A 23,413-nucleotide genomic window follows, 5' to 3' on the forward strand; every position below is an offset into this window, starting at 1 on the left:
GATTTGTAATGAGCGTGTCAATACTACCCTATTGTTCGCCGCCATGAAAGACACTCGTTCTTAGGCTATAATGCGGCAATTGATATAATCTGAAAATACCATGCAAAAAACTTCTTTTAGAAATCACCGGGTTGAGCGATTCAGCTCACGACAAGTCACTAAACAGCGTAAAGAAAACCAGCCAAAACGGGTGGTTCTGTTCAATAAACCATACGATGTTTTGCCACAATTTACTGACGAAGCAGGACGCAAAACGTTAAAAGATTTTATTCCTGTTCAGGGTGTCTATGCTGCTGGTCGTCTTGACCGCGACAGCGAAGGACTTCTGGTACTGACCAACGACGGCGCGCTGCAGGCCCGGTTGACGCAACCCGGCAAACGTACGGGGAAAATCTATTATGTCCAGGTGGAAGGTGAGCCAACCCCCGAAGCGCTGGACGCTCTGCGCACTGGCGTAACGCTGAACGATGGCCCCACACTGCCTGCTGGTATCGAAGTGGTAGAAGAACCCGCATGGCTATGGCCGAGAAACCCGCCTATTCGGGAACGGAAACATATCCCTACCCGTTGGTTAAAAGTAACCTTATATGAAGGCCGCAATCGCCAGGTACGTCGTATGACAGCACATGTTGGATTTCCTACACTGCGGTTAATTCGTTATGCGATGGGGAATTACACGCTGGATAATCTCGCTAACGGTCAATGGCGGGATGCAACTGTATAAGGAACAGGTATGTTTAAACCGCACGTCACCGTTGCCTGCATTGTGCATGCAGAAGATAAGTTTTTAGTCGTTGAGGAAACCATCAACGGCAAAGCGTTGTGGAATCAACCCGCCGGACACCTGGAAGCCGATGAAACCCTGATACAAGCCGCGGCACGCGAGCTGTGGGAAGAAACCGGGATCAAAGCGCAACCACAACACTTCATCCGAATGCATCAATGGATTGCCCCAGACAGAACACCCTTTTTACGTTTTCTGTTTTCTATTGAGCTTGCCAATATGTGCGCTACTGAACCTCATGACGACGATATAGATTGCTGTCGTTGGGTCAGTGCGCAAGAGATCTTCTCTGCGCCAAACCTGCGTTCGCCGCTGGTTGCCGAGAGTATTCGTTGTTATCAAAGCGGACAGCGTTACCCACTCGCAATGATCGGCGAATTTAACTGGCCGTTTACAGAGGGTGTCAAGTAAAGGGCTGCGTGCTAGAATATGCCGCCTTGAAGTTCAATGTCGTGAGTATTCCTATGTCTGAAAGCCAAAAAAAAGTGATCGTCGGCATGTCCGGCGGTGTCGATTCCTCCGTTTCTGCCTGGCTGTTGCAACAACAGGGTTATCAGGTAGAAGGCCTGTTCATGAAGAACTGGGAAGAGGACGATGGTGAGGAATACTGTACAGCGGCCGCCGATCTTGCAGATGCGCAGGCTGTCTGCGACAAACTCGGCATTGAACTGCATACCGTTAACTTTGCTGCAGAATACTGGGACAACGTCTTTGAATTGTTCCTTGAAGAGTACAAAGCGGGTCGTACGCCGAACCCGGATATTCTGTGCAACAAAGAAATCAAGTTTAAAGCCTTCCTCGAATTTGCCGCTGAAGATTTAGGTGCCGATTACATCGCTACTGGCCACTACGTGCGTCGCGCGGATGTAGACGGCAAAAGCCGCCTGCTGCGGGGACTCGATGGTAACAAAGACCAGAGCTATTTCCTCTATACCCTCGGCCATGAGCAGATCGCACAAAGTCTGTTCCCGGTGGGTGAACTGGAAAAACCACAGGTACGCAAAATTGCCGAAGATCTGGGTCTGGTCACTGCGAAGAAAAAAGACTCCACCGGTATTTGCTTTATCGGCGAGCGTAAATTCCGCGAGTTCCTCGGTCGTTACCTGCCGGCACAACCCGGCAAGATCATTACCGTTGACGGTGAAGAAATTGGCCAGCATCAGGGGCTGATGTATCACACCCTGGGCCAGCGTAAAGGTCTGGGTATTGGCGGAACAAAAGAAGGTACCGAAGATCCATGGTATGTCGTGGATAAAGACGTTGAGAACAATATTCTGGTGGTGGCTCAGGGTCATGAACACCCGCGCCTGATGTCCGTTGGTCTGATTGCCCAGCAATTACATTGGGTCGACCGTCAACCGTTCACCGGCACCATGCGCTGCACAGTGAAAACCCGCTATCGTCAAACCGACATTCCGTGCACCGTTAAAGCACTGGATGCTGAGCGTATTGAAGTAATTTTTGACGAACCCGTCGCGGCGGTAACACCGGGTCAGTCGGCGGTCTTTTACAACGGTGAAGTGTGCCTCGGCGGCGGCATTATCGAGCAGCGTCTGCCTCTGCCGGTATAATTATTTACACATTTGATACAAGGAAGCAGTGAACGTGGCAAAGAATTATTATGACATCACCCTCGCCCTGGCAGGTATTTGCCAGTCGGCACGCCTGGTACAAGAACTGGCGCACCAGGGGCATTGTGATGCCGATGCACTACACGTTTCACTGAACAGTGTCATCGATATGAACCCCAGCTCTACGCTGGGCGTGTTCGGCGGCAGTGAAGCCAACCTGCGCCTTGGCCTTGAAACACTGCTTGGCGTGCTTAATGCCAGCAGTCGTCAGGGGTTGAATGCAGAACTCACCCGCTACACGTTAAGCCTGATGGTGCTGGAACGTAAGCTATCAGCAGCCAAAGGCGCTATGGACACGCTGGGAGACCGTATCAACGGCTTGCAGCGCCAGTTGGACCATTTTGATTTGCAGTCAGAAACGTTGATGAGTGCGATGGCCGGTATCTATGTTGACGTCATCAGCCCACTCGGCCCGCGTATTCAGGTCACGGGTTCTCCGGCCATTCTCCAGAGCCCGCAGGTTCAGGCTAAGGTACGCGCATCGCTTCTGGCTGGCATTCGCGCTGCCGTGCTCTGGCATCAGGTTGGTGGAGGCCGTCTGCAACTCATGTTTTCTCGTAATCGCCTGACGACTCAGGCAAAACAAATTCTTGCTCATTTAACCCCGGAGTTGTGATCTATGGAATTATCCTCACTGACCGCCGTTTCCCCTGTCGATGGACGCTACGGCGATAAAGTCAGCGCGCTGCGCGGGATTTTCAGCGAATATGGTTTGCTGAAATTCCGTGTACAGGTTGAAGTACGCTGGCTGCAAAAACTGGCCGCGCACGCAGCGATCAAGGAAGTTCCTGCTTTTGCTGCCGACGCAATCGGTTTCCTTGATGCGATCGTCGCTAACTTCAATGAAGAAGATGCTGCGCGTATCAAAACCATCGAGCGTACGACCAACCATGATGTGAAGGCAGTAGAGTATTTCCTGAAAGAGAAAGTGGCGGATATCCCAGAGCTGCACGCCGTTTCCGAGTTCATCCATTTCGCTTGCACCTCTGAAGACATCAACAACCTGTCTCACGCGCTGATGCTGAAAACGGCGCGCGATGAAGTGATCCTGCCATACTGGCGCCAACTGATCGATGCGGTGAAAGACTTGTCCGTGCAGTATCGCGACATTCCCCTGCTCTCCCGTACCCACGGTCAGCCGGCCACCCCATCAACACTGGGCAAAGAAATGGCTAACGTGGCTTATCGTATGGAGCGCCAGTATCGCCAGCTCAATCAGGTCGAAATTCTCGGTAAAATCAACGGTGCCGTCGGTAACTATAATGCCCACATCGCCGCTTACCCGGAAGTTGACTGGCACCAGTTCAGCGAAGAATTTGTCACCTCGCTGGGCATTCAGTGGAACCCGTACACCACACAGATTGAACCGCATGACTACATTGCCGAACTGTTTGATTGTGTTGCCCGTTTCAACACCATCCTTATCGATTTCGACCGTGATGTCTGGGGTTATGTGGCACTGAATCACTTCAAACAGAAAACCATCGCCGGTGAAATTGGTTCTTCCACCATGCCGCATAAAGTTAACCCGATCGACTTCGAAAACTCCGAAGGTAATCTGGGTCTGTCCAATGCGGTTCTGCAGCACCTGGCAAGCAAACTGCCGGTTTCCCGCTGGCAGCGTGACCTGACTGACTCTACCGTTCTGCGTAACCTGGGTGTGGGTATCGGCTATGCGCTGATCGCCTATCAGTCTACGTTGAAGGGAGTGAGCAAACTGGAAGTAAACCGCGATCACCTGCTGGATGAACTGGATCACAACTGGGAAGTTCTGGCTGAGCCGATTCAAACCGTAATGCGTCGCTATGGCATTGAAAAACCGTACGAGAAGCTGAAAGAGCTGACTCGCGGCAAGCGCGTTGATGCTGAGGGCATGAAGCAGTTTATCGACGGTCTGGCCCTGCCGGAAGATGAGAAAACCCGCCTGAAAGCGATGACACCGGCTAACTATATTGGTCGCGCCATCACCATGGTTGATGAATTGAAATAATCAGGACAGGTGTCGGATAGCGATTTCGCCTCATTCGACCCACCGCTGATGTCATACCCAGGCCGGATACGCACGAACGCTATCCGGCTTGTTAATTTTATCGCCTTAACGATTCCCTTCCCCCGGTTTATTAAATGTTTATCCCCACAGCCACATAATCAGCGTTAAACTATTCGTACCATGAATTTAGGGAGAAACAATGATGCGCGTGCTGGTTGTTGAGGATAATGCATTATTACGCCACCACCTTAAGGTTCAGCTACAGGATTTAGGCCATCAGGTGGATGATGCAGAAGATGCAAAGGAAGCAGACTATTTTCTTAATGAACACCTGCCGGATATTGCGATCGTCGATTTAGGGCTCCCCGATGAAGACGGACTGTCGCTGATCCGTCGCTGGCGCAGTAATGACGTTTCATTGCCCATTCTGGTATTAACCGCCCGTGAAGGCTGGCAGGACAAAGTGGAAGTGCTCAGCGCCGGTGCAGATGATTACGTCACAAAACCGTTTCACATTGAAGAAGTGGCAGCAAGAATGCAGGCACTGATGCGCCGCAATAGTGGTCTGGCCTCGCAGATAATCTCGCTGCCGCCATTTCAGGTGGATCTTTCTCGCCGCGAACTGTCCGTGAACGATGAAGTGATCAAACTCACGGCGTTCGAATACACCATTATGGAAACGCTGATCCGTAATAGCGGCAAAGTCGTTAGTAAAGATTCGCTTATGTTACAGCTCTACCCGGATGCTGAACTGCGAGAAAGCCACACCATTGATGTCTTAATGGGACGTCTGCGCAAAAAAATTCAGGCGCAATATCCGGATGATGTGATCACCACGGTACGTGGACAAGGTTATCTTTTTGAACTGCGCTGATGAATAAATTACTGCGTCATTTTTTCCCGTTATCACTGCGGCTGCGCTTTCTGCTGGCAACCGCAGGCGTTGTACTGGTCCTCTCGCTGGCTTACGGCATGGTGGCTTTGGTTGGCTACAGCGTCAGCTTTGATAAAACAACATTTCGTCTGCTGCGTGGCGAAAGTAATCTGTTCTATACACTGGCCAAATGGGAAAATGGCAAAATCAATGTCGAGCTACCTGAAAATCTCGATATGCAAAGCCCCACAATGTCGCTGATTTATAATGAAAACGGCAAACTGCTCTGGGCCCAACGCGACGTTCCCTGGCTGGTACAACGTATTCAACCAGACTGGCTAAAGACAAATGGTTTTCATGAGATTGAAGCCAATGTCGACGCCACCAGCACATTGCTACGCGAAGATCATTCGGCGCAACAGAAGCTAAGAGAAGTCAGAGAAGATGACGATAACGCTGAAATGACCCACTCCGTGGCCGTAAACATCTACCCTGCCACCGCCAGAATGCCACAACTGACCATTGTGGTTGTTGATACCATTCCTATTGAGCTCAAACGCTCATATATGGTCTGGAGCTGGTTTATTTATGTGCTGGTTGCCAATTTGCTGTTGGTTATCCCGCTGCTGTGGGTTGCAGCCTGGTGGAGCCTGCGGCCTATCGAATCACTGGCGCGCGAAGTCCGTGAGCTTGAGGAGCATCATCGCGAGATGCTTAATCCTGCCACCACGCGCGAACTCACCAGCCTGGTGCGCAACCTCAACCGCTTATTAAAGAGCGAACGTGAGCGCTACGATAAATACCGCACCACGTTAACGGATCTCACCCACAGCCTGAAAACACCGTTGGCTGTATTGCAAAGCACGCTACGCTCGATGCGTAATGAGAAAATGAGCGTGAGCGATGCTGAACCCGTCATGCTGGAGCAAATTAGCCGTATTTCACAGCAAATTGGCTATTATCTGCATCGTGCCAGCATGCGCGGCAGTAGCGCCCTTCTCAGCCGGGAACTGCATCCGGTTGCACCGTTGCTGGATAAACTGACCTCTGCATTAAACAAGGTGTACCAGCGTAAAGGGGTTAACATTAATCTCGACATTTCACCTGAGACAAGCTTTGTGGGTGAACAGAACGATTTCGTCGAAGTGCTGGGCAACGTCCTGGATAACGCCTGTAAATATTGTCTGGAATTTGTCGAGATCTCAGCGCAATTAACGGAAGATCATCTGCACATTGTGGTAGAAGATGACGGCCCCGGTATTCCACGCAGTAAACGTGAAGTGGTGTTCGACCGTGGTCAGCGCGTGGATACCTTACGTCCCGGGCAAGGTGTGGGCCTGGCCGTCGCACGTGAGATCACCGAGCAATATGACGGTCAGATTATCGCTGGCGACAGTCTGCTGGGCGGAGCGCGCATGGAAGTTATTTTCGGCCGCCAACATCCGGGACAAAAAGACGAGTAATCTTTATATGTAATAAATATGTACTGACTTCACGCTTGCGGTTAAGTATCCGTTATAATCGGTTGCAGATACCAGCCTGCGGGATGCTCATTATGGAATACCAACTCACTCTTAACTGGCCCGATTTTCTTGAACGTCACTGGCAAAAACGCCCGGTGGTCTTAAAACGCGGCTTTAACAACTTTATTGATCCACTCTCCCCTGACGAACTGGCTGGGCTGGCAATGGAAAGCGAAGTCGACAGCCGGTTGGTCAGCCACCAGGAGGGCAAATGGCAGGTTAGCCACGGTCCTTTCGAAAGCTATGACCATCTTGGTGAAAACAACTGGTCACTGCTGGTCCAGGCCGTAAACCACTGGCACGAACCTACCGCAGCGCTGATGCGACCATTCCGTGAATTGCCGGACTGGCGCATTGACGATTTGATGATCTCATTTTCTGTACCCGGCGGCGGCGTTGGCCCGCATCTGGATCAATATGATGTGTTCATCATCCAGGGAACCGGTCGCCGTCGCTGGCGTGTGGGTGAAAAACTGCCGTTGAAGCAGCATTGCCCGCACCCTGACCTGCTCCAGGTCGATCCGTTTGAAGCCATCATTGATGAAGAGCTGGAGCCAGGCGATATTCTGTATATTCCACCTGGATTCCCGCACGAAGGCTACGCGCTGGAAAACGCGATGAATTACTCGGTAGGTTTCCGCGCACCGAATACCCGGGAGCTGATCAGCGGATTTGCTGATTACGTTCTGCAACGCGAACTGGGTAGCACGTACTACAGCGATCCCGATCTGCCGCCGCGCGACCACCCGGCGGACGTGCTGCCACAGGAAATGGACAAGCTGCGCGAAATGATGCTGGGGCTCATTAACCAGCCGGAGCATTTTAAACAGTGGTTTGGCGAGTTTATCTCTCAGTCGCGTCACGAACTGGACGTTGCTCCGCCTGAGCCGCCTTATCAGCCTGACGAAATCTATGATGCCCTGAAGCAAGGCGATGTCCTGGTCCGTCTGGGGGGGTTGCGCGTACTGCGCATTGGCGATGACGTTTATGTAAATGGTGAGAGAATTGACTCCCCACACCGTCCGGCGCTGGACGCACTCGCCAGCCATATTGCGCTGACAGCGGAAAACTTTGAGGATGCGCTGGAGGATCCGTCTTTCCTCGCCATGCTTGCCGCACTGGTGAATAGCGGATACTGGTTCTTCGAGGGGTAATGCATGAATGTGCCTGATGCGACGCTAACGCGTCTTATCAGGCCTACTCGAATGAAATATTCCACGCCGGATAAGCGAATCGCCATCCGGCATCCACCGGCAAAAGCGGCTACTGTTTCGCCGTCAATTCCGCAATACGCACAATCACCTGCACGGCTTTTTCCATACCTTCCAGTGTCACAAACTCATGCTTACCATGATAGTTATAGCCACCGGTGAACAGATTCGGGCAAGGTAATCCCATGAACGACAGTTGCGCACCATCGGTGCCACCACGAATGGGTTTAAGATCCGGCTCAATGTCACAATCACGCATTGCCTGCTGGGCGATATCCAGCACATGCGGATGCTCGATCACTTTCTCGCGCATATTGTAGTAGCTGTCTTCAATCACCAGCTCGATATAGCAGTCCGGATGTAACCCTTTTCCGACCTTTTTGGCGATATCCATGATTTTGCGTTTACGCGCTTCAAACTGCTTACGGTCAAAATCGCGGATAATGTAGTGCATATCAGCCCGATCAACCGTACCTTTCATGCTTGCCAGATGGTAAAAGCCTTCATAGCCTTCCGTCGCTTCCGGACTTTCATCGGCAGGAACTTCGGCATGGATGCGAGCCGCCAGCGACAGCGCGTTCACCATCACCCCTTTTGCCGTACCCGGATGCACATTGTTACCGACGATCTTGATATTGACCGACGCCGCGTTGAAGTTTTCAAACTCCAGTTCGCCCACGCCGCCACCGTCAACGGTATAGGCCCACTTCGCGTCAAATGCTGCAACGTCGAAATGCTTCGCGCCTTTACCGACTTCTTCATCTGGCGTGAAGGCCACACGAATATCGCCATGCGGAATATCTTTTTGTATCAATACGGCCAGCGCGGTCATAATTTCGGCAATACCGGCTTTATCATCCGCGCCCAGCAGAGTTTTGCCGTCTGTGGTGATCAACGTCTGACCCAGAAGCTGATGCAGCACCGGGAACATCACTGGCGACAGAACCTCATCGCCAATACCGAGCGCAATATCACCGCCACGGTAATTTTCAACGATTTGCGGATTGACATTTTTGCCACTGAAATCCGGTGAGGTATCCACATGGGAAATAAAACCGATAGCGGGAATATTGCCGGCAACGTTTGCGGGCAGCGTTGCCATCAACGTCCCCTTGTCGCTCAAGGTAATATTGACCAGCCCCATCTCTTCGAGTTGCTGCTTAAGCAACTGCAATAACTTCCACTGTCCTTCAGTGCTGGGTACCTGCCGCACGCCCGATTTTGATTGGGTGTCCAGCGACACGTAGTGTAAAAAACGCTCAAGTAGTTTATCCATGCAGTCACCCTCACTTTTTGTGACAACATTATCAATAAGCAACAAAAGACAAATATTGCGTCAGGTCACTTTTATCCCCGCAAGTGAGAATATTTCGCCCTGACATCCTTCTGAATATAAAGCTAAGTCAGTAATTCGCAACAAGGATTGGCGATTACAACGCTTTGCCGTAGAATAACGGCCCTCATTAAGAGTCATCAAGGTGGTTAACCACAAACCCCGCATCGGTCAGCCATCCGTTGCGTTTACATGGGACAGAGTAAAAAATTGAATAAACAACCGCGTTCGCTTTCTCCACTGGTGCAACTAGCGGGAATTCGCAAGAGTTTCGATGGCAAAGAGGTGATTTCCGACCTGGATTTGACCATCAATAATGGCGAATTTCTCACGCTACTTGGCCCCTCTGGCTGCGGTAAAACAACCGTTCTTCGCCTGATTGCCGGTCTGGAAACGGTTGATTCCGGTCATATTATGCTGGACAACCAGGACATCACTCACGTTCCTGCGGAAAACCGCTACGTGAATACCGTATTCCAAAGCTATGCCCTATTCCCCCACATGACCGTGTTTGAAAATGTGGCCTTTGGTTTACGCATGCAAAAAACCCCCGCAGCCGATATTCCTCCGCGCGTCACCGAAGCCCTGCGCATGGTGCAGCTGGAAGAGTTCGCTCAGCGAAAACCGCATCAACTCTCCGGTGGCCAACAGCAGCGCGTGGCGATTGCCCGTGCGGTGGTCAATAAACCGCGTTTGCTTCTGCTGGATGAGTCTCTCTCTGCACTGGACTATAAACTGCGTAAACAGATGCAGAACGAACTGAAAGCGCTGCAACGTAAACTCGGTATCACTTTTGTTTTTGTCACCCACGATCAGGAAGAAGCGCTGACAATGTCAGACCGTATTGTGGTCATGCGTGATGGCAAAATTGAGCAGGATGGCACGCCGCGAGAAATCTACGAAGAACCGAAGAATCTGTTCGTCGCCGGATTCATCGGTGAAATCAATATGTTTAACGCGACGGTCATTGAACGTCTGGACGAACAGCGTGTTCGTGCTAACGTTGAAGGTCGCGAGTGTAATATCTACGTGAACGTCGCGGTGGTCCCCGGACAGAAGCTACACGTACTGTTGCGTCCGGAAGATCTGCGTGTTGACGAGATCAACGACGATAATCATATTGAAGGACTTATCGGTTACGTGCGTGAACGTAACTATAAAGGCATGACGCTGGAGTCCGTTGTTGAACTGGAAAACGGCAAGATGGTAATGGTCAGCGAATTCTTCAACGAAGACGATCCTGACTTCGACCATTCGCTCGACCAGAAAATGGCGATTAACTGGGTAGAAAGCTGGGAGGTCGTACTGGCTGATGAAGAACACAAGTAAATTCCAGAGTGTGGTGATCGTCACCATTGTCGGTTGGCTTGTGTTGTTTGTCTTTCTGCCCAACCTGATGATCATCGGCACCAGCTTTTTGACCCGTGACGACGCTAATTTCGTCAAAATGGTCTTTACGCTGGAAAACTATGCTCGCCTGCTCGATCCGCTCTATTTTGAGGTGCTGGTTCACTCCCTCAATATGGCGCTGATTGCCACACTCGCCTGCCTGGTACTCGGCTATCCGTTTGCCTGGTTTTTGGTAAAGCTACCGGAGAAAGTGCGTCCACTGCTGCTCTTCCTCCTGATTGTTCCGTTCTGGACCAACTCGCTTATTCGCATCTACGGACTCAAAATTTTCCTCAGTACCAAAGGCTATCTCAACGAGTTTCTACTCTGGCTCGGCGTGATTGATACGCCCATTCGCATTATGTTTACCCCCAGCGCGGTCATTATTGGCCTGGTGTATATCCTGCTGCCATTTATGGTGATGCCGCTCTACTCCAGCATTGAGAAACTGGATAAACCGTTACTCGAAGCTGCGCGCGATCTGGGTGCCAGCAAACTTCAGACCTTTACCCGCATTATTATCCCGCTGACAATGCCGGGAATTATCGCCGGATGTTTGCTGGTTATGCTGCCAGCTATGGGACTGTTTTACGTATCCGACCTGATGGGCGGCGCGAAAAACCTGCTGATTGGTAATGTGATTAAAGTGCAGTTCCTGAACATCCGTGACTGGCCGTTTGGCGCTGCTACCAGTATTACCCTGACCATCGTGATGGGGCTGATGCTGCTGATCTACTGGCGCGCTTCCCGCTTGCTGAACAAGAAGGTGGAACTCGAATGATCGGTCGACTGCTTCGCGGCGGTTTTATGACCGCTATCTACGCATACCTGTACATTCCAATCATCATTTTGATTGTGAACTCCTTTAACAGCTCGCGCTTCGGTATTAACTGGCAAGGCTTTACCACCAAATGGTACGGCCTGCTGATGAACAACGACAGTTTGCTGCAGGCGGCACAGCACTCACTGACGATGGCCGTACTCTCCGCGACCTTTGCCACACTGATCGGTTCACTGACTGCGGTCGCTCTGTATCGCTACCGTTTTCGCGGTAAACCGTTTGTCAGCGGCATGCTGTTTGTGGTGATGATGTCGCCGGATATCGTGATGGCAATTTCGCTGCTGGTGCTGTTTATGCTGATTGGCATTCAGTTGGGCTTCTGGTCGCTGCTGTTTTCGCATATTACCTTCTGTCTGCCTTTTGTGGTGGTGACAGTCTACTCACGTTTGAAAGGCTTTGACGTACGTATGCTTGAGGCAGCAAAAGACCTGGGTGCCAGCGAAGTGACTATTCTGCGCAAAATCATTCTGCCACTGGCCATGCCTGCGGTAGCTGCGGGTTGGTTGCTGAGCTTTACGCTGTCGATGGATGATGTCGTGGTTTCATCCTTCGTCACCGGGCCCGGCTATGAAATTTTGCCATTAAAAATCTACTCAATGGTTAAAGTCGGCGTATCACCAGAAGTGAACGCACTGGCAACCATTTTGTTGGTTCTGTCGCTGGTTATGGTGATCGCCAGCCAGCTTATTGCACGTGATAAAACCAAGGGTCGTTGAGGCCCTTCATTCAGGGGACGTTAAATGAAAAAATGGTCACGCCACCTGCTCGCGGCGGGTGCTCTGGCACTGGGCATGAGCGCCGCTCACGCTGATGATAACAACACGCTGTATTTCTATAACTGGACCGAGTACGTTCCGCCAGGATTACTGGAACAGTTCACTAAAGAGACCGGGATCAAGGTTATCTATTCGACCTACGAGTCGAATGAGACCATGTACGCCAAGCTCAAAACCTACAAAGACGGTGCGTACGATCTGGTGGTGCCTTCCACCTATTACGTCGACAAAATGCGCAAAGAAGGCATGATCCAAAAAATCGATAAGTCGACGTTAACCAACTTCCACAACCTCGATCCGGAAATGCTCAATAAGCCGTTTGACCCGAACAACGACTACTCAATCCCGTATATCTGGGGTGCGACGGCCATTGGTATTAACAGTGATGCCATTGATCCCAAAACTGTGACCAGCTGGGCTGACCTGTGGAAACCGGAATACAAAGGCAGCCTGCTGTTAACGGACGATGCCCGCGAAGTATTCCAGATGGCGCTGCGCAAGCTGGGATACTCCGGGAATACCACCGACCCGAAAGAGATTGAAGCCGCGTATAACGAGCTCAAGAAGCTAATGCCTAACGTTGCGGCATTCAACTCCGATAACCCGGCTAACCCGTATATGGAAGGCGAAGTTAATCTGGGGATGGTGTGGAACGGTTCTGCATTCGTGGCGCGTCAGGCGGGTACACCACTGGAAGTCGTCTGGCCGAAAGAAGGGGGTATTTTCTGGATGGACAGCCTGTCTATTCCGGCAAATGCTAAAAACAAAGAAGGTGCGCTGAAGCTGATTAACTTCCTGTTGCGCCCGGATGTGGCGAAAGAAGTCGCGGAAACCATTGGTTACCCAACGCCAAACCTGGCGGCACGTAAGCTGTTAAGCCCGGAAGTGGCGAACGATAAAACGCTCTACCCGGATGCGGAAACCATCAACAAAGGGGAATGGCAGAACGATGTCGGTTCCGCCAGCGCTATCTATGAAGAGTATTATCAGAAGCTGAAAGCAGGACGCTAATTGCCCTCCTCGTAGGCCGGATAAGACGCACCAGCGTCGCATCCGGCGTATCGTCACTGCCCGATGGCGCGACGCTTATCGGGCCTACGCCATCCGTGCTCACAGCCCTTTTAATAACTTCTCAACAAACTCAGGCACCACCTGGCTTGCCGGGCCGTAATACTTCTCTTCAAACTCGCTACCCACCTGGCTTGGCTCAAGATTTAACTCCACCGTATGCGCCCCATGCAAACGCGCTTCGTGGACAAACCCCGCGGCCGGATAAACATGTCCTGACGTGCCAATGGCAATGAAAACATCTGCCATCGCCAGTGCCATATAAATTTCATCCATCCCCAGAGGCATTTCACCAAACCAGACAACGTGCGGTCGCAGTGGCGCTGGGAACTGGCAGCAATGGCATTTGTCTTCCGGCGTGACGTCCCCTGTCCAGTCTAAAATCTGCCCGCTTTGCGAACAGCGAACCTTAAGGAGCTCGCCGTGCATATGGATAACGTTCTGGCTACCCGCACGTTCGTGCAGATTATCGATATTTTGCGTTACCAGTAGAAAGCGATCACCCAGCTCGGCTTCGAGTTTTGCCAACGCAATATGCGCCGCGTTTGGCTGAATTTCGGGCTGCTGCAACTGGTGACGACGGGCGTTATAAAATGACTGAACCAATCCAGGATTACGGCTAAATCCTTCCGGCGTTGCCACATCCTCAACCCGATGTTCTTCCCAAAGACCATCTGCAGCACGGAAAGTACGAATCCCTGATTCAGCAGAAATCCCCGCACCAGTCAGGACTAATACCCTTGGTTTTTCCACCAGCTCAGGCACCACTCTGTCTCTGAAAAAGATCCGTTGACGCAGGCGATCGCGCAAATGGCGTTTATTTTTACGAAAACGGCTTAATCGATGACCCCGACGCGACAGCATAACAACCTCTTTGTATTAATCGGTAAGATGTAGGAAAGCGGCTCCGCGCATCCCACCCGCATCACCGTGTCGTGCCTGCTCAATACGCGGCACACGGGCAACGGGCAGCAAATGACGTGGCAGTCGATCCGCCAGTTGCGTCGTAATAGCGGTAAAGTTCGACAAGCCACCGCCAATCACCACTAAATCTGGATCGACGATAGTCAGGATATTCCCCAGGCAAACGGCCAGCAAATCCAGATAACGCTCTACATGCGCACGCGCATGCTCATCGCCTTGCTCCCAGAGGGCGATAATTTCACGGGCATCCAGAGGTTGATGGTAGTAATGCTGGTACAACCATGCAAATCCGCCACCGGAAAGATAGCTTTCGATGCACCCCAGTTGACCACATCCGCAGCGACGCAGTGGGAAATCAAATCCCATCAACGTCAACGCATCAACAGGCAAACGGATATGGCCGAACTCGCCGGTAATATAGCTACGTCCAGTGATAGACTTTCCGTTAAGCACCAGACCGCCGCCGACACCGGTGCCGAGGATTAAGCCCATCACTAACGGATACTGGGTGAACTCATCGTCCCAGGCTTCGGAGAGTGCAAAACAGTTGGCATCATTATCCAGACGCACATCACGATCCAGCCGTGCGCTGAGATCGGCCCGCAGCGGTTTGCCACTGGCGGCAGGAACGTTAGCCGCATACAGCGTGCCGTCTTCGGTCTCGGGCATGCCCGGAATACCAATCCCTACTGAACCCTTAACGCCAAAGCGCTGGTCCGCCTCTGTCACCAGAGCGCACACCGCATCAAGGAAAGCGTCATAGCTGTCGCGTGGCGTAGGGACACGTTTCTCCCACTGCAAACGACGGTGATTATCGAAGACGCCTAACGCAATTTTTGTTCCGCCAATGTCAAACCCGTAATACATCACCGCTCCTTGATACACGTCTTCCTTCAGGCTGCCTCTGCGTTGGCCGCACCCTCACACCCCGTCACATCGTTGTTTATGCGTCTGGTGATTTTCGGGCTTGCCGCCTTGAGACAGCATGAATGCCTTAGTGTATATCTTGTTGTTATTGGCCGCTAAGTACTCTCGCAGGGTCAATATTGCTGGCGCGACGCGCCGGATACCAACTTGCTAAAAGACTCAGCAACAATGCTGTCACCAACACGTAAATCACATCCAGCCAGTGCAATTCAGATGGCAGGAAGTCAATAAAATAAATATCGCCCGAGAGGAACTGATGGCCGATCAGCGCCTCAATACCATTGATGATCGGTGTGAGCTGCAGAGAAACAACAACACCAATAACCACCCCTATCAGGCTACCGAACAGACCCGCCAGCAGTCCATACCAGACGAAGATGGCGCGGATCAGCCCGTCTTTCGCCCCCAGCGTTCTTAATACCGCAATATCACCGCTCTTGTCTTTTACCGCCATCACTAACGTTGAGACGATATTGAAACAGGCAACGCCAATCACCAGCACCATAGCCAGATACATAATGGCGCGAATCATCTGGATATCGCGATACATATAGCCGTACGTACCGATCCAGCTCTTAATATAGACATAGTTGTTGGTCACTTCACCGGCGTCTCTGACCAACTTATTGGCGTTAAAGACATCATTGACCTTCAGGGCAATCCCGGAAACGCTGGAGCCCATATCCAGGTACTGCTGCGCGTCTTCCATTGGGATCATGGCGAAGCTGTGATCGAGCTGACCGCTCAGTTGCAGAATACCGGTAACGTGTAAACGCACACGTTTAGGCTGCTGTAGCTTGTGATCGGCGCTGGCATTGGGGATCATAATCGACACCCAGTCCCCCTGCTTCACCTTCAGCGCGTCAGCAATCCCCTTGCCAATAATGATCTGCTGCTCACCCGCTTTGAAATTATCCCAGGCATGGTTTTGCACAAATGACGGTAGCGCGCTTAAACGCTGCTCCTGCTGCGGATCCACGCCTTTTACCTGCACAGCGCGCAAGTTCGCCCCACTCTCCACCAGCCCGGTGAAATTGATATACGGCGCTGCCGCGACAATACCCGGTACCTTCTGCACGCTGGCCAGCGCGTCCTGCCAGTTATTCCACGGCTGGTTCACCGCTTCTATCTCACCGTGCGGCACGACCGCCAGAATGCGGTTGTTCAACTCGCGCTCAAAACCGTTCATGGCGCTCAAACCGACAATCAATACCGCCACACCTAATGCAATACCGATGGTGGAGATGACGGAAATCAGCGAAACCATCCCGCCGCGCCGCCGACCACGGCTAAAACGTAACCCAATCAATAACGATAAAGGCGAAGCCATTACTCTGCTCCCATCAGGCTCAGTTCGGCCGTCAGGCGACCATCGCGCATTTCAAGCTGGCGGCTCATGCGCTTCGCCAGTTGCAGATCGTGCGTCACAACCAGAAATGCTGTGCCCTGAGAACGATTCAGCTCACCCAGAAGCTCAAAAATACTGTCCGCGTTACGCGCATCAAGGTTACCTGTTGGCTCATCCGCCAACACCAGACGCGGGTTATTCACCAGCGCACGGGCAATCGCTACACGTTGGCGTTCGCCGCCTGAGAGTTCGGACGGACGGTGGCTGGCACGGTGACCCAGCCCAACCGCTTTCAGCATGTCACGTGCGCGCTCGGTAATTTCAGCCGGCTTCTTCTTGCCAATCAGTAGCGGCATCGCCACGTTTTCCAGCGCAGTAAAGTCTGGCAACAAATGGTGGAACTGGTAAATAAATCCGAGCTTCTGATTACGCAGTTCCGCTTTCGCCGCTGACGAGAGTTTGCTCATCGGTTGACCGCTAAAAATGACGTCGCCGGAAGTCGGCGTATCCAGCCCGCCGAGCAGATGAAGCAATGTACTTTTGCCGGAGCCTGAGCTGCCGACAATCGCCATCATCTCACCCTCGCCGACGCAAAAACTGACATCGTGCAGCACATCAGTCTGCACCGTGCCTTCCTGATAGCGTTTGCACAGGTTGTCGCATTGCAACAGGATCTTATTCATAACGTAAAGCCTCAGCGGGTTGAGTGGCGGCAGCGCGCCAGGAAGGATAAAGCGTAGATAGCAGCGCGATGGCCATCGCCACCAGTGCAATGACGATCACCTGCAACGGCTCAATAGCGACAGGCAACGCGGCGCCGTCCAGCAGCACGCCGATAATCGGCATCAGGTTGTTCAGTTGGCTGGCAAGCAACGCGCCCAGCACGGCCCCCAGCAGCGCGCCGATAATCCCGGCACTGGCCCCCTGAACCATAAACACCATCATTATTTGCCGCGGCGTGAGCCCCTGCGTTTGTAAAATCGCCACTTCCCCCTGCTTCTCCATTACCATCAGACCCAGCGAGGTAATAATATTAAACGCCGCTACCGCCACGATCAGGCTCAGCAACAGCCCCATCATGTTTTTTTCCATCCGCACAGCCTGGAACAGCTCGCCTTTACGCTCGCGCCAGTCCTGCCATTTGGTGCCTTGCGGCAACGTTTGTTGGCTCAGCGTATCAACCTTGAGCGGTTCGTTCAGCCACAGACGCCAACCAGTGATATTGCCTGCCGGATAACGCATCAGACGTGACGCATCCTGGATGTTGGTCAACATCTGATAACCATCGACTTCACTATTGGCGGCAAAGGTGCCAATCACCGTAAACAGACGCTGGCTCGGCAGGCGTCCCATTGGCGTAAACTGACTGGCAGAAGGCACCATCACGCGAATTTGATCGCCGCGGTTCACACCTAACTGTCCGGCAAGCTGCTCACCGAGGATGACATTATACTTACCCGGTTCGAGATCTGTTTGCTTCACGTTGACCAGATACGGCGTTAACGGATCTTTTTGCGCCGGGTCGATGCCCAGCATCACCCCGACCGCCACGCTACGCGCACTCTGCAGGACCACATCGCCCGTTGTCAGCGGCGCAACGCGGTTGACGCCGTTCAATACCACGGCTTTTTCCGGCAACTGCTGCGGGTTAAGAGAGCCTTGCTCAGCCGAGAGAATAGCCTGAGGCATCAGACCAAGGATGTTATTTTGCAGCTCGCGTTCGAAACCGTTCATCACCGACAATACCGTGACCAGCGCCATTACCCCAAGAGTAATGCCAATGGTAGAGAGCCAGGAAACGAAACGACCGAAGCGATCTGCTGCACGCCCACGCATATAACGCAGGCCAATGAATAGAGCGACAGGTTGGTACATGAAATCCGTCTGGTTGCTGTTAGCAAAGTCACGAGTATATAAGCGAAAGCGGGATGGGTAAATGACTGAACCGTAAGTGTTCGTCAGCATTGTTCTGAAAAGTATAACCAAATCAATTCGCTAAAGTTTCCACTTTTCCCTCATCCGTTGTTCCTGATCTTTATCTTAAAAAAATAAAAAGCAGACGGTTACGCATTACAGCGAAGGCAGGGTTTTGCAGGATGGCAGGCTATCTCACACAATATGGATACGCCACTGCAATGAATAAGAAAGAGTTATGGATTAATCAAATCAAAGGGTTATGTATCTGCCTGGTGGTCATTTACCACTCGGTCATTACCTTTTATCCCCATCTCACCGCCTTTCAACATCCACTCTCACAGGTGCTAACCAAATGCTGGATCTACCTCAATCTGTATCTGGCACCGTTTCGCATGCCTGTCTTTTTCTTTATTTCGGGCTATCTGATCCGCCGCTACATTGCAAACGTCCCGTGGACTACCTGTGTAGACAAACGCATCTGGAGTATTGCCTGGGTACTGGTGCTGTGGGGAATCGTGCAATGGCTGACGTTAACCGCGCTCAATAGCTGGCTGGCCCCGCAACGCGACCTGAGCCAGGCGGCCAATGCAGCCTATGCCGGTTCGCTGGGAGACTTTACCCAGGGAATGCTCACAGCCAGTACCAGTCTGTGGTATCTGTATGCGCTGATTGTCTATTTTGTCCTGTGTAAGATCTTCAGCCGCTGGGCATTACCGCTACTGGTGCTGTTTGCATTGCTGAGTGTGGCAATCAACTTTTTCCCGACCCCATGGTGGGGGCTGAACAGCGTAGTACGTAATTTGCCCTGGTACAGTCTCGGTGCCTGGTTTGGCGCAACGCTGATGATGTGGATCAAAGACGTTCCCCTGCGCCGTCACGCGGTCATCGTGACAGTGAGTGCACTGGTGGCTGTCATCGCCTGGCGGGCAAATATTTCGCTATTACTCTCATTTGTTTCCATCGTACTCATCATGAAGTTGTTTTATCAATTTGAACAACGTTTTGGCATGAGTGCATCCAGTCCATTAAGCGTGATAGGTTCCAATACTATCGCCATCTACACCACCCACCGAATTCTGGTGGAACTGATAAGTTTAACGCTGCTTCCTAAACTCAATCATACCGTCTGGTCCGCAAACGTAGAGCTGGCCCTGCTACTGGTGTACCCGTTCGCCTGCTTACTGTTGTGTACGCTGGTCGGACTAATGGTACGAAAAATTTCACAAAAAACCGTTGCCGACCTGCTTTTCTCCCCGCCGTCTTTCTCCACCGTTTCCCGCTAAACCTTACGCGCTTTTTGCCCCCATCCGGGGGCGAATCAATTTGCTTATGAGGGACGATCACGGATAATAAAGAAACATTGCTTATCAGACGTATATCCAAACGAGATCCTGACAACCGAATGCCTGAACAACATCGTTACACGCTTCCAGCCGGCGCTTCCGATCAGCGCCAGTTGGGTGAACTTACCGGTGCCGCCTGCGCGACGCTGGTTGCAGAAATCGCCGAACACCATCCGGGACCCGTGGTGCTTATCGCGCCGGACATGCAAAATGCTTTGCGACTGCATGATGAAATTCGTCAGTTTACCGACCAGATGGTGATGAATCTGGCTGACTGGGAAACACTGCCCTATGACAGTTTTTCCCCGCATCAGGAAATTATCTCCTCGCGACTCTCCACGTTGTATCAACTGCCTGCGATGCAACGCGGTGTGCTGATCGTACCGGTCAACACGTTGATGCAGCGCGTCTGCCCGCACAGCTATCTACACGGTCATGCACTGGTGATGAAAAAGGGTCAGCGCCTGTCGCGTGATGCCCTGCGTGAGCAACTGGACAGCGCTGGTTATCGCCATGTTGATCAGGTTATGGAGCACGGTGAATACGCCACACGCGGTGCATTGTTGGACTTGTTCCCAATGGGCAGTGAACTGCCTTATCGCCTTGATTTCTTTGATGACGAAATCGACAGCTTGCGTCTGTTTGACACCGACACCCAGCGCACGCTGGAGGAAGTCGACGCTATTAATTTGCTGCCTGCCCACGAATTTCCAACGGATAAAACAGCTATTGAGCTGTTCCGCAGTCAGTGGCGCGACACCTTTGAAGTGAAACGCGACGCCGAACATATTTATCAGCAGGTCAGTAAAGGCACGTTACCTGCCGGGATTGAATACTGGCAACCGCTGTTTTTCAGTGAACCGCTGCCACCGCTGTTCAGCTACTTCCCTGCCAATACGCTGTTAGTAAATACCGGTGATATTGAAACCAGCGCAGAACGCTTCCAGGCCGATACCCTGTCACGTTTTGAGAATCGCGGCGTTGACCCGATGCGTCCGCTCCTGCCGCCTGAATCGCTGTGGCTGCGGGTTGACGAACTGTTTTCCGAGCTGAAACACTGGCCTCGCGTCCAGCTCAAAACCGAAAGTCTGGCAAACAAAGCGGCAAACACTAATCTGGGATTCCAGAAGCTGCCGGACATCGCCGTACAAGCGCAACACAAATCGCCGCTGGATGCGCTGCGTAAATTCCTGGAAACCTTCAACGGCCCGGTCATTTTCTCGGTAGAGAGTGAAGGTCGCCGTGAAGCACTCGGCGAACTTCTGGCTCGCATCAAAGTCGCGCCAAAACGTATTTTACGCCTTGATGAAGCCGCTGACAGCGGTCGCTATCTGATGATTGGTGCGGCAGAACATGGTTTCATTGATACAAAACGCAACCTGGCCCTGATTTGCGAAAGCGATCTCCTTGGTGAACGTGTGGCACGTCGCCGCCAGGATTCCCGCCGCACAATTAACCCGGATACATTGATCCGAAACCTCGCTGAGCTGCATCCGGGGCAGCCCGTCGTGCACCTTGAGCACGGCGTGGGTCGCTATGCCGGTATGACCACTCTGGAAGCAGGCGGCATTACTGGCGAATACCTGATGCTCACCTATGCCAACGACGCCAAATTGTATGTCCCGGTGTCATCGTTGCATTTGATAAGCCGCTATGCCGGAGGCGCGGAAGAGAATGCCCCGCTGCATAAACTTGGTGGAGATGCCTGGTCCCGCGCCCGGCAGAAAGCCGCCGAGAAGGTGCGTGACGTCGCGGCGGAGTTGCTGGATATTTACGCCCAGCGTGCGGCAAAAGAAGGTTTTGCCTTTAAGCACGACCGCGAACAGTATCAGCTGTTTTGTGACAGCTTCCCGTTTGAAACCACACCCGATCAGGCACAGGCCATCAACGCGGTACTCAGCGATATGTGCCAACCGCTGGCAATGGACCGTCTGGTGTGTGGTGACGTCGGCTTCGGCAAAACCGAAGTGGCGATGCGCGCTGCATTTCTCGCCGTCGAGAACCACAAACAGGTGGCCGTTTTAGTGCCGACTACCCTGCTCGCTCAGCAGCATTTCGACAACTTCCGCGACCGCTTTGCCAACTGGCCCGTGCGCATTGAGATGCTGTCCCGTTTTCGTAGCGCCAAAGAGCAAGCGCAGATTCTGGAGCAGGTTGCCGAAGGTAAAATCGATATTCTCATCGGCACGCACAAACTGCTGCAAAGCGATGTGAAACTCAAAGATTTGGGGCTGCTGATTGTCGATGAAGAGCACCGCTTCGGTGTCCGTCACAAAGAGCGTATTAAAGCGATGCGCGCCGATGTCGATATTCTGACGCTGACCGCAACCCCGATCCCGCGTACGCTCAATATGGCGATGAGCGGCATGCGCGATCTGTCAATTATCGCCACACCGCCAGCGCGTCGTCTGGCCGTCAAAACCTTTGTGCGCGAGTATGACAATCTGGTGGTGCGCGAGGCTATCCTGCGTGAAGTGCTACGCGGCGGGCAGGTCTACTACCTGTTCAACGATGTTGAAAACATCCAGAAAACCGCTGACAGGCTGGCAGAGCTGGTACCGGAAGCACGTATCGGGATTGGACACGGGCAAATGCGCGAACGCGAGCTGGAACGTGTGATGAACGACTTCCACCATCAGCGCTTCAACGTGCTGGTGTGTACCACCATCATCGAAACCGGGATCGACATTCCAACCGCTAACACCATTATTATCGAGCGCGCTGACCATTTCGGGCTGGCACAATTGCATCAGCTACGCGGCCGCGTGGGACGTTCACACCACCAGGCCTACGCCTGGCTGTTGACGCCGCATCCGAAAGCGATGACCACCGATGCACAAAAACGCCTTGAGGCAATTGCCTCACTGGAAGATTTGGGTGCAGGTTTTGCGCTGGCCACTCACGACCTCGAGATTCGCGGCGCGGGGGAACTGCTGGGTGAAGATCAGAGTGGTTCGATGGAAACCATCGGCTTCTCACTGTACATGGAACTGCTGGAGAACGCGGTTGATGCGCTAAAAGAGGGACGCGAACCGTCGCTCGAAGATCTCACCAACCAGCAAACTGAAGTCGAGCTGCGCATGCCTTCGCTACTGCCAGATGACTACATTCCCGATGTGAATACGCGACTGTCGTTCTACAAGCGGATTGCCAGTGCGAAAGGCGAAAACGAGCTGGAAGAGATTAAAGTTGAACTGATTGACCGTTTTGGTTTGTTGCCTGACCCGGCCCGTACGCTGCTGGATATTGCCCGTTTGCGCCAGCAAGCGCAAAAACTGGGTATCAGAAAGCTGGAAGGCAATGAAAAAGGCGGGACGATTGAGTTTGCCGAGAAGAACCACGTCAACCCGGTGTGGCTGATTGGCTTACTGCAAAAGCAACCCCAACACTTCCGTCTGGATGGCCCTACCCGGCTGAAGTTCATGCAAGATTTGAGCGAGCGTAAAACCCGTATCGACTGGGTACGTCAGTTTATGCGTCAACTTGAAGAAAACGCCATAGCGTAGCGTTCCGGCCGGGTGAGCATGCTGCTTG

At 52.4% G+C, this 23,413-nt stretch carries 20 protein-coding genes; 14 read left to right on the forward strand and 6 right to left on the reverse strand.

The genetic code is table 11. The features are described from left to right. Positions 1-100: 100 nt before the first annotated feature. The 8 genes from rluE to roxA all read left to right on the forward strand — a co-directional run bounded on the left by rluE (position 101) and on the right by roxA (position 7,956). Positions 101-724, forward strand: a complete 624-nt coding sequence (gene rluE / locus FDX19_RS12370; protein ID WP_137382936.1) for a 23S rRNA pseudouridine(2457) synthase RluE — start codon at positions 101-103, stop codon at positions 722-724. 9 nt (positions 725-733) lie between these two features. Next, a complete protein-coding gene (locus FDX19_RS12375; RefSeq protein WP_137382937.1) occupies positions 734-1,195 on the forward strand; it encodes an NUDIX hydrolase in 462 nt (153 codons plus the stop codon). 53 nt (positions 1,196-1,248) lie between these two features. Further along, on the forward strand, positions 1,249-2,355 hold the full coding sequence (mnmA, locus tag FDX19_RS12380) for a tRNA 2-thiouridine(34) synthase MnmA (RefSeq protein ID WP_137382938.1): 1,107 nt from the start codon (positions 1,249-1,251) through the stop codon (positions 2,353-2,355). Between the two features lie 34 nt (positions 2,356-2,389). Then, a complete protein-coding gene (gene hflD, locus FDX19_RS12385) occupies positions 2,390-3,031 on the forward strand; it encodes a high frequency lysogenization protein HflD (protein ID WP_005120991.1) in 642 nt (213 codons plus the stop codon). 3 nt (positions 3,032-3,034) lie between these two features. After that, positions 3,035-4,405: an adenylosuccinate lyase gene (gene purB / locus FDX19_RS12390; protein WP_137382939.1), complete on the forward strand. Its 1,371-nt coding sequence runs from the start codon at positions 3,035-3,037 to the stop codon at positions 4,403-4,405. Positions 4,406-4,607: 202 nt separating this feature from the next. Then, the gene (phoP, locus tag FDX19_RS12395) at positions 4,608-5,279 is read left to right on the forward strand and encodes a two-component system response regulator PhoP (protein WP_137382962.1); all 672 of its coding nucleotides are present in this window, start codon (positions 4,608-4,610) and stop codon (positions 5,277-5,279) included. After that, positions 5,279-6,742: a two-component system sensor histidine kinase PhoQ gene (phoQ, locus tag FDX19_RS12400; RefSeq protein ID WP_137382940.1), complete on the forward strand. Its 1,464-nt coding sequence runs from the start codon at positions 5,279-5,281 to the stop codon at positions 6,740-6,742. Before phoP ends, phoQ begins: the two co-directional genes overlap by 1 nt. Positions 6,743-6,834: 92 nt before the next feature. Further along, on the forward strand, positions 6,835-7,956 hold the full coding sequence (gene roxA / locus FDX19_RS12405) for a [50S ribosomal protein L16]-arginine 3-hydroxylase (protein WP_137382941.1): 1,122 nt from the start codon (positions 6,835-6,837) through the stop codon (positions 7,954-7,956). Positions 7,957-8,065: 109 nt separating this feature from the next. Here the strand turns inward: roxA and pepT are convergent, their stop codons facing one another. Continuing rightward, positions 8,066-9,289 carry a peptidase T gene (pepT, locus tag FDX19_RS12410; RefSeq protein ID WP_137382942.1) on the reverse strand — a complete coding sequence of 408 codons (1,224 nt, stop codon included), beginning with the start codon at positions 9,287-9,289 and terminating at the stop codon, positions 8,066-8,068. Positions 9,290-9,538: 249 nt separating this feature from the next. Between pepT and potA the strand changes: the two genes are divergently transcribed. The 4 genes from potA to potD are packed head-to-tail and all read left to right on the forward strand — an operon-like array spanning position 9,539 to position 13,363. After that, a complete protein-coding gene (gene potA, locus FDX19_RS12415) occupies positions 9,539-10,675 on the forward strand; it encodes a spermidine/putrescine ABC transporter ATP-binding protein PotA (protein ID WP_137382943.1) in 1,137 nt (378 codons plus the stop codon). Then, complete coding sequence (potB, locus tag FDX19_RS12420; RefSeq protein ID WP_137382944.1) at positions 10,659-11,516, forward strand: spermidine/putrescine ABC transporter permease PotB; 858 nt, start codon at positions 10,659-10,661, stop codon at positions 11,514-11,516. Before potA ends, potB begins: the two co-directional genes overlap by 17 nt. Then, positions 11,513-12,292 (forward strand): spermidine/putrescine ABC transporter permease PotC, encoded by a 780-nt coding sequence (potC, locus tag FDX19_RS12425; RefSeq protein ID WP_003030794.1) that lies wholly within the window; start codon positions 11,513-11,515, stop codon positions 12,290-12,292. Before potB ends, potC begins: the two co-directional genes overlap by 4 nt. Before the next feature lie 24 nt (positions 12,293-12,316). Beyond that, positions 12,317-13,363: a spermidine/putrescine ABC transporter substrate-binding protein PotD gene (gene potD, locus FDX19_RS12430; RefSeq protein ID WP_137382945.1), complete on the forward strand. Its 1,047-nt coding sequence runs from the start codon at positions 12,317-12,319 to the stop codon at positions 13,361-13,363. 99 nt (positions 13,364-13,462) lie between these two features. Here the strand turns inward: potD and cobB are convergent, their stop codons facing one another. The 5 genes from cobB to lolC form a co-directional block, all read right to left on the reverse strand. Beyond that, positions 13,463-14,284 (reverse strand): Sir2 family NAD+-dependent deacetylase, encoded by an 822-nt coding sequence (cobB, locus tag FDX19_RS12435; protein ID WP_040231971.1) that lies wholly within the window; start codon positions 14,282-14,284, stop codon positions 13,463-13,465. Positions 14,285-14,299: 15 nt separating this feature from the next. Beyond that, on the reverse strand, positions 14,300-15,211 hold the full coding sequence (gene nagK / locus FDX19_RS12440) for an N-acetylglucosamine kinase (protein WP_137382946.1): 912 nt from the start codon (positions 15,209-15,211) through the stop codon (positions 14,300-14,302). A 145-nt stretch (positions 15,212-15,356) separates the two neighbouring features. Further along, positions 15,357-16,601 carry a lipoprotein-releasing ABC transporter permease subunit LolE gene (lolE, locus tag FDX19_RS12445; RefSeq protein WP_137382947.1) on the reverse strand — a complete coding sequence of 415 codons (1,245 nt, stop codon included), beginning with the start codon at positions 16,599-16,601 and terminating at the stop codon, positions 15,357-15,359. Continuing rightward, the gene (gene lolD, locus FDX19_RS12450) at positions 16,601-17,302 is read right to left on the reverse strand and encodes a lipoprotein-releasing ABC transporter ATP-binding protein LolD (RefSeq protein ID WP_137382948.1); all 702 of its coding nucleotides are present in this window, start codon (positions 17,300-17,302) and stop codon (positions 16,601-16,603) included. The genes lolE and lolD overlap by 1 nt, the downstream gene beginning before the upstream one ends. Next, the gene (gene lolC / locus FDX19_RS12455; protein WP_137382949.1) at positions 17,295-18,494 is read right to left on the reverse strand and encodes a lipoprotein-releasing ABC transporter permease subunit LolC; all 1,200 of its coding nucleotides are present in this window, start codon (positions 18,492-18,494) and stop codon (positions 17,295-17,297) included. Before lolC ends, lolD begins: the two co-directional genes overlap by 8 nt. A 260-nt stretch (positions 18,495-18,754) precedes the next feature. Between lolC and FDX19_RS12460 the strand changes: the two genes are divergently transcribed. Continuing rightward, the gene (locus tag FDX19_RS12460; protein ID WP_137382950.1) at positions 18,755-19,819 is read left to right on the forward strand and encodes an acyltransferase family protein; all 1,065 of its coding nucleotides are present in this window, start codon (positions 18,755-18,757) and stop codon (positions 19,817-19,819) included. Between the two features lie 119 nt (positions 19,820-19,938). Then, positions 19,939-23,385: a transcription-repair coupling factor gene (gene mfd / locus FDX19_RS12465; protein ID WP_137382951.1), complete on the forward strand. Its 3,447-nt coding sequence runs from the start codon at positions 19,939-19,941 to the stop codon at positions 23,383-23,385. Positions 23,386-23,413 lie beyond the last annotated feature (28 nt).

The organism is Citrobacter sp. wls619 (assembly GCF_005281345.1).
Classification (GTDB): domain Bacteria; phylum Pseudomonadota; class Gammaproteobacteria; order Enterobacterales; family Enterobacteriaceae; genus Citrobacter.

Bases quoted from the DNA above. Each gene is read 5' to 3' on its own strand.
- rluE (WP_137382936.1), top strand. From the start codon at position 101: ATGCAAAAAACTTCTTTTAGAAATCACCGGGTTGAGCGATTCAGCTCA.
- FDX19_RS12375 (WP_137382937.1), top strand. From the start codon at position 734: ATGTTTAAACCGCACGTCACCGTTGCCTGCATTGTGCATGCAGAAGAT.
- mnmA (WP_137382938.1), top strand. From the start codon at position 1,249: ATGTCTGAAAGCCAAAAAAAAGTGATCGTCGGCATGTCCGGCGGTGTC.
- purB (WP_137382939.1), top strand. From the start codon at position 3,035: ATGGAATTATCCTCACTGACCGCCGTTTCCCCTGTCGATGGACGCTAC.
- phoP (WP_137382962.1), top strand. From the start codon at position 4,608: ATGCGCGTGCTGGTTGTTGAGGATAATGCATTATTACGCCACCACCTT.
- phoQ (WP_137382940.1), top strand. From the start codon at position 5,279: ATGAATAAATTACTGCGTCATTTTTTCCCGTTATCACTGCGGCTGCGC.
- roxA (WP_137382941.1), top strand. From the start codon at position 6,835: ATGGAATACCAACTCACTCTTAACTGGCCCGATTTTCTTGAACGTCAC.
- pepT (WP_137382942.1), bottom strand. From the start codon at position 9,289: ATGGATAAACTACTTGAGCGTTTTTTACACTACGTGTCGCTGGACACC.
- potA (WP_137382943.1), top strand. From the start codon at position 9,539: ATGGGACAGAGTAAAAAATTGAATAAACAACCGCGTTCGCTTTCTCCA.
- potB (WP_137382944.1), top strand. From the start codon at position 10,659: ATGAAGAACACAAGTAAATTCCAGAGTGTGGTGATCGTCACCATTGTC.
- potC (WP_003030794.1), top strand. From the start codon at position 11,513: ATGATCGGTCGACTGCTTCGCGGCGGTTTTATGACCGCTATCTACGCA.
- potD (WP_137382945.1), top strand. From the start codon at position 12,317: ATGAAAAAATGGTCACGCCACCTGCTCGCGGCGGGTGCTCTGGCACTG.
- cobB (WP_040231971.1), bottom strand. From the start codon at position 14,284: ATGCTGTCGCGTCGGGGTCATCGATTAAGCCGTTTTCGTAAAAATAAA.
- nagK (WP_137382946.1), bottom strand. From the start codon at position 15,211: ATGTATTACGGGTTTGACATTGGCGGAACAAAAATTGCGTTAGGCGTC.
- lolE (WP_137382947.1), bottom strand. From the start codon at position 16,601: ATGGCTTCGCCTTTATCGTTATTGATTGGGTTACGTTTTAGCCGTGGT.
- lolD (WP_137382948.1), bottom strand. From the start codon at position 17,302: ATGAATAAGATCCTGTTGCAATGCGACAACCTGTGCAAACGCTATCAG.
- lolC (WP_137382949.1), bottom strand. From the start codon at position 18,494: ATGTACCAACCTGTCGCTCTATTCATTGGCCTGCGTTATATGCGTGGG.
- FDX19_RS12460 (WP_137382950.1), top strand. From the start codon at position 18,755: ATGAATAAGAAAGAGTTATGGATTAATCAAATCAAAGGGTTATGTATC.
- mfd (WP_137382951.1), top strand. From the start codon at position 19,939: ATGCCTGAACAACATCGTTACACGCTTCCAGCCGGCGCTTCCGATCAG.